Source organism: Massilia sp. UYP32 (assembly GCF_050434365.1).
GTDB lineage: Bacteria > Pseudomonadota > Gammaproteobacteria > Burkholderiales > Burkholderiaceae_D > Telluria > Telluria timonae.
In genome coordinates, this window is sequence record NZ_JBNDIK010000051.1 from 1 (window position 1) to 7,350 (window position 7,350).

At 65.6% G+C, this 7,350-nt stretch carries 5 protein-coding genes; 1 reads left to right on the plus strand and 4 read right to left on the minus strand.

The genetic code is table 11. The features are described from left to right. Nucleotides 1-411 precede the first annotated feature (411 nt). Nucleotides 412-2,529, plus strand: a complete 2,118-nt coding sequence (locus ABIB42_RS25655; RefSeq protein ID WP_429249202.1) for a TonB-dependent receptor family protein — start codon at nucleotides 412-414, stop codon at nucleotides 2,527-2,529. Here ABIB42_RS25655 and ABIB42_RS25660 read toward each other — a convergent pair. The 4 genes from ABIB42_RS25660 to ABIB42_RS25675 all read right to left on the minus strand — a co-directional run bounded on the left by ABIB42_RS25660 (nucleotide 2,504) and on the right by ABIB42_RS25675 (nucleotide 7,093). Next, entirely contained in the window at nucleotides 2,504-4,036 is a 1,533-nt protein-coding gene (locus tag ABIB42_RS25660) for a DUF3482 domain-containing protein (protein WP_081590025.1), read from the minus strand. The two genes, ABIB42_RS25655 and ABIB42_RS25660, sit on opposite strands and share 26 nt — an antisense overlap. Continuing rightward, the gene (locus ABIB42_RS25665; RefSeq protein ID WP_005671456.1) at nucleotides 4,033-5,511 is read right to left on the minus strand and encodes a DUF2868 domain-containing protein; all 1,479 of its coding nucleotides are present in this window, start codon (nucleotides 5,509-5,511) and stop codon (nucleotides 4,033-4,035) included. Before ABIB42_RS25665 ends, ABIB42_RS25660 begins: the two co-directional genes overlap by 4 nt. Before the next feature lie 161 nt (nucleotides 5,512-5,672). Continuing rightward, complete coding sequence (locus tag ABIB42_RS25670; protein WP_005671458.1) at nucleotides 5,673-6,125, minus strand: hypothetical protein; 453 nt, start codon at nucleotides 6,123-6,125, stop codon at nucleotides 5,673-5,675. 113 nt (nucleotides 6,126-6,238) lie between these two features. Next, nucleotides 6,239-7,093, minus strand: a complete 855-nt coding sequence (locus tag ABIB42_RS25675) for an alpha/beta fold hydrolase (protein ID WP_429249203.1) — start codon at nucleotides 7,091-7,093, stop codon at nucleotides 6,239-6,241. Nucleotides 7,094-7,350 lie beyond the last annotated feature (257 nt).

Sequence of the window (7,350 nt, forward strand, 5' to 3'; positions counted from 1 at the left end):
CGCCCACACTTATCGACTGTTAATTTTTAAAGATCAGAATTCGGTGCTTCTTCTTGCTGCATCGTTGCGAATCGTTGTGTTCGTCAGCAGCAGAGGAATGAGATTATGCAGTGTTTCGCGCTACTCGTCAACCCCTCATTTCGCTTCGTCTCAGATTTCTCTGCCGACCTTGCCATCGTAACCACTTGATTACGTTAACATTTTTCGGCCGTTGCCGAAGCGGACGCGAACTATAGCAAACCTCGACAGGGTTCCGCAAGACCCTGATCGAAATATCTATCCGCATTTCAGCAAGTCATCAGTTTGCCGAATTGTTTCTGTGCGCACGTAATACTCCCTTGCAAGGTATATTCCTTGGCTGATTGGCAAGGCCTTCCCTTCTCGCGCTTGCTACGCACTCATGGAGAAATAATGAATCACACCGTCTTGCGCCGTACGGCGATCGCCGCCGTCTGCGCCTGCTGGCCGCTGGCCGCCCTTGCCGAAGAGATTCGCGACCCGATGAACGTGGTCGTGGTCAGCGGCACCCGCGCCGAACACACGAGTTTCGACCTGCCGGCCTCGGTCGACGTGGTCGATGCGGCGCAGATCGGCGACACCCAGCTGCGCGTCAACGCCTCCGAAGCCCTGGTCGCCGTGCCGGGCATCGTGGTGCGCAATCGCGAGAACTACGCGCAAGACCTGCAGATCTCTTCGCGCGGTTTCGGCACCCGCTCCGCCTTCGGCGTGCGCGGCGTGCGCCTGGTGGCGGACGGCATCCCGGCCACCATGCCCGATGGCCAAGGTCAGGCCGCGACCTTCAACCTGGATCTGGCCGAGCGCATCGAAGTGCTGCGCGGCCCCATGTCCGCCTTGTATGGCAACCACTCCGGCGGCGTGGTCCAGCTCTTCACGCGCGAACCGACCGATACGCCCACGGTCGAAGCCAGCTTCACCGGCGGCAGCTATGGCCAGCGCAAGTTCGACACCAATGCCTCCGGCCGCAGCGGCGGCATCGGCTATCTGCTCGATGCCTCGCGTTTCGAGACCGACGGCTACCGCGACCACAGCGCCGCGACGCGCAAGCAGGCCTACGCCAAGCTGGTCGTCGAACCCTCGTCGACCAGCCGCCTGGTGCTGACCGCGAGCGGCCTGCGCCAGGACGATACGCAAGACCCGCTCGGCGTCACCTGGGCCACCTACCAGCGCGACCCGCGCGCGGGCGAGATCGACGCCACCGACACGCAGACGCCCCAGCGCACGCTGGCCGATCGCTACGACACGCGCAAGAGCATCGACCACCAGCAGTTCGGCGCGACATATGAACAGGCGTTCGGCTCCGACCGCCTGCAGGTGACCGCCTACGGCGGCAACCGCCGCGTCATCCAGTACCAGTCGTTCTCGCGCGGCTTCCAGGCGCCGAGCAGCCACTCGGGCGGCGTGATCGACTTCGACCGCGATTTCTACGGCATCGACGCCAACTGGCGCGCGGTGCGCCAGGTCGCCGGCGGCGCCATGCGCGCCACGGCCGGCCTGGAACTGGCGCGCTCGAAGGATGCGCGCCAGGGTTTCGAAAACTTCGTCGGCGATACCTTCGGCGTGAAGGGCAACCTGCGGCGCGACGAGCAGAACGAAGTGACCAGCGTCGATCCTTACGTGCAGCTGGAGTGGGAGCGCGACCGCTGGGTGCTGAGCGGCGGCGTGCGCCATAGCCGCGTGGACTTCGACGTCAAGGACAACTTCCTCTCCAACGGCGACGACAGCGGCGGCGCCGACTTCCGCCACACGACGCCGCTGGTGGGCGTGCTCTATAAAGTGTCGCCGACCCTGAACGTGTACGCCAGCGCGGCGCGCGGCTTCGAGACGCCGACCATGAACGAATCGTTCTATTCGGGCACCGGCGGCGGCTTCAATTTCGCCCTCGAACCGGCGATCGGCACCCATCTCGAAGCCGGCGTGAAAGCCATGGTGGCCAGCGGCGTGCGCGTGAACGCCGCGGTGTTCCAGGTGAAGACGAAGGACGAATTGGTGGTCGACGCCTCATCGGGCGGACGCACCAGCTACCGCAACGCCAGCGCCACCCTGCGCCAGGGCGGCGAGTTGTCGGTAGACGCCGAACTCGGCGCCGGCTGGAATGCGCGCCTGGCCCTGAGCATGCTGCACGCGGTCTATGACGAGGCCTTTGGCGCGGTGCCGAAAGGCAGCCGCCTGCCCGGCCTGCCGAAGACCAGCTTCTACGGCGAATTCGGTTGGAAGGAAGCGGCCGGCCGCTACGGCGCGGCGCTCGAGACCATCGCCAACAGCCGCGTGTACGCCGAAGACACCAACAGCGCCACGCCGGCGCCGGGCTATGCGATCGTCAACGCCCGCGTGCAGGCGAGCCAGCAACTGGGCGGTTGGAAGCTGCGCCAGTTCGCTCGCCTGAACAACCTGTTCGACCGCGACTACGTCGGCTCCGTCATCGTGGGCGACACCAATCGCCGCTATTACGAAGCGGCTCCTGGCCGCAACTGGATCCTGGGCGTCAGCGCGCAGTACCAGTTCCAGTAATCGCGTCCTTGTCCAATGTCGGCGCCGCCGGCGCTGCCTGCACCGGCGCGCCCGGCAGCGCGACGTCGGGATACAGGCGCGCGAGCGTCGCCGTCACCGCCGGCACCAGCACCGCCTCGACCAGCCTGGTGGCGGCGCCCAGGTCCGGCGCTTCACGCACCGACTGCCACAGGCGATCCCCATCGATGCCGACCGCGTTCAGCGCCTGCTCGGCTTCTGCCTGCCAGAACGGCGGCGCCTCGCTTTCCACATAATTGCCCCGTCCTCGCCCGAAGTGCGCCACCGCCAGGTAGCGCAGCATGGCGCCCGTCAGCAGCGTCTGCAGGAAAGGATTGGCGAACTTCACATTGGCCTGGTTGCGGTCCGTGCCCTGGTTGAAACCCCAGGCCGCGCCGGCCGCCGTGATGCCGCCGGCGATCGCGCCCAGCAGCGCGCCGGCGCCCAGGGTCAGTCCGCCGGCCAGCGCATCAGCCGACAGGCCGGTCGCCGCGCCCGACACCACCGCGCCGAGCAGCCCGGCCTGCGCCTTGTCCACCGGCGCGCGCACCGCGAAGTTCTCGCGCACGCGCGCGTTCACGTTCACCGCTTGTCCGGGATCGATGCGATACAGCGACAGCATGCGCGCGGTTGCATGGTTGATGCCGTCGTTCAGGCGCTGCACCAGCGCCGCCATCGCGAGATCCTGGCGCCGCTGCTCGTCCTTGCCGATGCCGACCGCCTTCAGCGCGGTGCGCAGCATGCCGGTGCGTTCTTCGCCCAGCGGCTCGCTGTCGCGCGCCGCCGCCGCGACCTGCTCGGCGCTCATGTTCAGGGCGCTCACATAGCGCACGCGGTTGCGCTCGGCCCACGCGGCCAGCAGGCGTGCATAGGCGGGACGCTTCTCCTCTTCGATCAGGTGCGCCACCGATTCATAGAACACGTGTTCGTGCACCCAGCAGCGGGCGAAGGCGTCCAGCGGCAGCACTTCCTTCACTACCTGGTACTGCGCAAGGTGCTGCTTCCAGCGCTTGGGTTCGGCCTGCTCCTCGTGGGCCGGACGTGGCGGGCCAACCTGGTTGAGGAGCACGACCACGGGCTTGCCGAGCCATTCGAGGATCTTCATCTCGGGCGGCAGGTAACCCGCGTCCTGCGGCGATTCGGAGGAGTTGACCAGGTAGAGCACGACGTCCGCCTCTTCCCTGGCTGCGCGCAGCGCCTGCTGGCTGAGCCAGAACGGGCGGTCGCGGTAGCGGTCGAACACCTCGCGCAGGAACCAGCCGATCGGATTGCCGGCCAGCGCGAGGCGCTTGTGCAGGCGCACCGAGTCGCCAAAGCCCGGCGTGTCCCACAACACCAGCGCATCGCCCTCCTCGGTGCTCAGGAGCGGGTAGCCTTCCGAGATCTGGGTCACGTGGGCGGCGTCGCGGATCTCGCCGACGTCCATCCCGACCAGGGTGCGCGCCAGCGTGGTCTTGCCGTTATTGGTGTGCGAGACCAGGGCGAACTGGATTTTTGCGGGCGTGATCATCGCAGCTCCGGCAAGGCGAGGCCCGCGCCCAGTTCAAGCGCGTGCTTGTCGGGCTGGAGCAGATTGACGACGTGGGCCGAGGCGCCGTGGAAGCTGCAGAACTGGCGCCACAGGGCGTGACGTTCGGCGACGCGCTCGCCCCCCGCCTGTTCGCCGATGCGCTCGAGCAGCGGCGACTCGTCGAGCAGCACGGCCACGCCGCGCGGCACCCGCTTGACCAGGTAGTCGAGCAGCGCGCCGTGGTTTTCCTTTTCGGGCGTGGCGGCAAGGCTGAACAGCACCGTGGTCACGGTGATGCCGGGCTCCTTCAGGGTCGTGTCGCGCAAGGCTTCCTTGAGCTCGACGCCATATGCGACCGGCGGCAGCAACTGCACCCGCGCTTGGCCGCCGAGGGCCGCGGCGGCGATCGCCCACAGGCCGCGGTCGCGCGGTTCGTCGAGCGTGTAGCTGTAGGGGATCACGCGCAGCACGGCCGGCGTGCCGGCGCCGATGCTGTCGGCCAGCTTGCGGTAATAAGGCTGGTCGAGATCGATCGGGAAGTTGCGCTTCAGGTGGCGTGCGCGCATGCCCGCGACCAGTGCCAGCACCAGGCGCGGCAGGATCACCAGCAGCAGCAAGGTCGCGCCATACAGGTGGACCCAGCGCTCGCCGACCGGCAGGCCGGCGGCGCCGCCAAAGCGCAGCTGCTCGATTTCGGCGGGCGTGAAGCCCTGCAAAAACGGGAACACGGTCAGCGCCGGCGTGAACAGCCATGACAGCAGCGTGTGCACCTGCGCCGCGTCGAGGAAGGTGCTCTCCCATCCGGTGACGTATTCGGTGAGCAGGCCGCGCGCATACAGCGAGGCGACGGCGCCCAACGCGAAGCCGGCCGCCGCCAGGTGGAAGGTGCGGGCCAGGCGTGCGCGCGTGAGCGGCTCGCTCAGCACGGCCCAATCGGCCAGGTAGTGGGCGACGCCTTCGGCCAGCGCGGTCGGCAGCTTGCGCGGCGCCACCGCCTTGCCCACGCTCAGGCGGCGCAGCAGCGGCGTGCCGCTCTTGCGCCGGCGCGCGGCGGGCACGATGGCCCAGAGCAGCAGGCCGAGATAGACGAGCAGGTTCCAGCCGACGATCGCCAGCAGCGGCGCCGACAACAGGTCGACGCGGTGTGGATCGGCGATGCGATCGAGCGCGGCGCCAAGCACGAAGGCCAGGAACGGCAGCGCGATCCAGATGCCGCTCATGCCGGGAGCGCGCCGGACGAAGGCGCCGAAGGCCGGCGTGCGTTCGCCCAGGCGCTTGAGGATCTGTTCCGCGCGTTGCTGCAGGAAGTGATGCTGGTTGACCGCCATATGGCTGTCGGCCGCTTGCCAGGCAGCGAGCTCGCGCGCGCTGCGGGTGGCGTACATGCGGTCGTCGTCGCTCAGGACCGTGTGGGCAACATCGGCGTACTCGATCGAGCGCACCAGCACGACGTTGCGTGCGACCTGTTCGTTCATGCTTCTCCTATGGATGAAATGGCAATGTCGTTAAAGGCATTGTGCACCAGATTCACGCGGGCTGGCAGTGGGCTGGCTCACCGTACGTCCAACGCCGATAAGAAAAAACCCGGGCCATGCCCGGGTCGGTGGTATTGGTGGACGGTCGAGGTCCTGGTCGATCAGCCTTTGCGCTTGCTGCCGGCATCCGACGACGGTTCGTCAGGCCGCCCCTGCCGTTGCTGGTTGGCGGCGCCGTTGCCGGTTTGTCGCGATTTGTCCGGGCCGGTTGGAGACTCCTGGGACCCGGCATGCTGGTACTGCTCCATGCCGTGACCGGATTGCCGCGACTCGCCCAAACGGTCCTGCTCGCCGCGCGCCTGCATGCGCTGGGCTTGCTGGCGGGCGCTCCATCCGCCGCTCTGCGAACCGGCGCCGGCGCGTTGGCCGCGCCCGCTCGAGTCGGATTGCATGGATCCGGTGTTTCCCTTCGGGAAAGGTGTGTCGAGCCCGCCCGGCATGACGTAACCAGGCGCTCTCGACTGCAGGCTGCCCTCGGCAACCATCAACGTTTTTGGTTTTGCGATACCGCGTGCACGGTTGTCTCCGCCCTTGACCTTCTCTTTCGACTTCATCGCGATCCTCCGCTTTACTGAACAAGAACTTCGATAATGCGCGTGCAAAGACAGGGGAAGTATCAGAGAACGTTTCGGTGGACTGTGGGATTCGCCCTACGCACCGCATGCAACTATTCCGTTGCTGAGTTGCCTGCAGGCTGCTTCGCGAGGATGTTCCTGATCGCGTTCACCACGTCGGTCGGGTTCTGGCGCTGCACCTGGTGATCGGAATCGACGACAATCTTTTTTGCTTTCGGATACAAGCCGCTGACCAATTCCCTCGTCTTCTGGTCTTTGTTGAAGGCGCCGAAATCGACGCCGACCGCAGTGGAACCCGACGGTTTGTTGATGAGCATGACGATCGGCTTGTCATCGATCGGCGCAAGCGACAGCACCTGTTCGCTGGTCTGGTGAATGGCGTCGATCTCCTTGTTGACGGTGCTCGAGAAGAACAGCCGCTTTGCGCCGCGGGTCCAGACGGGGAATTCCTCGGATTTCTTGACGACGCCAGGCAGCAGCGGATCAACGAGCACGAGGCCGCTGACCTCTTGCGGGTAGCGCTTTGCGAATAGCTGCATGTACAAGCCGCCGAGCGAGTGGCCGACAAGGATGTACGGAGGCGCCAGGCCTTTATGCCTCAGGGTTTGCCTGAGTTCCTCGACGATTGTTGCGCCATCGCGCGCCGTGCCCGTTTCCTGGCTGTTGCCATAACCAGGGCGGTTATAGGCGAAGATCGACGCGTCAGGAACCAGCGAGTCGATCACCTTGTCCCATCCATCCACCGTTGCGCGCAAGCCGTTTTCGAAGACGATGCTGACGTTCGCGCTCGGATTTTTGATGGTCAGCGATTCGACCTGTCGGCCTGCGATCATATCGACGCTGGCGGTGGCGGGGGCGGAGGATACCGATCCCGACATCGACAGGCAGCCCAGCAGGATGACAATGGAAAGGATGTTGTTGCGGCCAGCGTTCGTTTGCGGGGACATGGGATCTGGTGAAATCGCTCGAGTTTGGAGAACCCCATTCTTTCACGACACCCGATCAGTCTTGTCGGGCAAGCGCTGAACAGCAGATTGGCTCGACAGATTGTCGAAAGCGCGATCTGGACTGCGAAACGCAAAAAGCCCGCTCAGTTCAACTGAGCGGGCTTTTCTATATAACTAGCCTGACGATAACCTACTTTCACACTGGTTGCAGCACTATCATCGGCGCAAAGTCGTTTCACGGTCCTGTTCGGGATGGG

Coding starts and splice junctions, on each gene's coding strand:
- ABIB42_RS25675 (WP_429249203.1), bottom strand. CDS start 7,093: ATGTCCCCGCAAACGAACGCTGGCCGCAACAACATCCTTTCCATTGTC.
- ABIB42_RS25660 (WP_081590025.1), bottom strand. CDS start 4,036: ATGATCACGCCCGCAAAAATCCAGTTCGCCCTGGTCTCGCACACCAAT.
- ABIB42_RS25655 (WP_429249202.1), top strand. CDS start 412: ATGAATCACACCGTCTTGCGCCGTACGGCGATCGCCGCCGTCTGCGCC.
- ABIB42_RS25665 (WP_005671456.1), bottom strand. CDS start 5,511: ATGAACGAACAGGTCGCACGCAACGTCGTGCTGGTGCGCTCGATCGAG.
- ABIB42_RS25670 (WP_005671458.1), bottom strand. CDS start 6,125: ATGAAGTCGAAAGAGAAGGTCAAGGGCGGAGACAACCGTGCACGCGGT.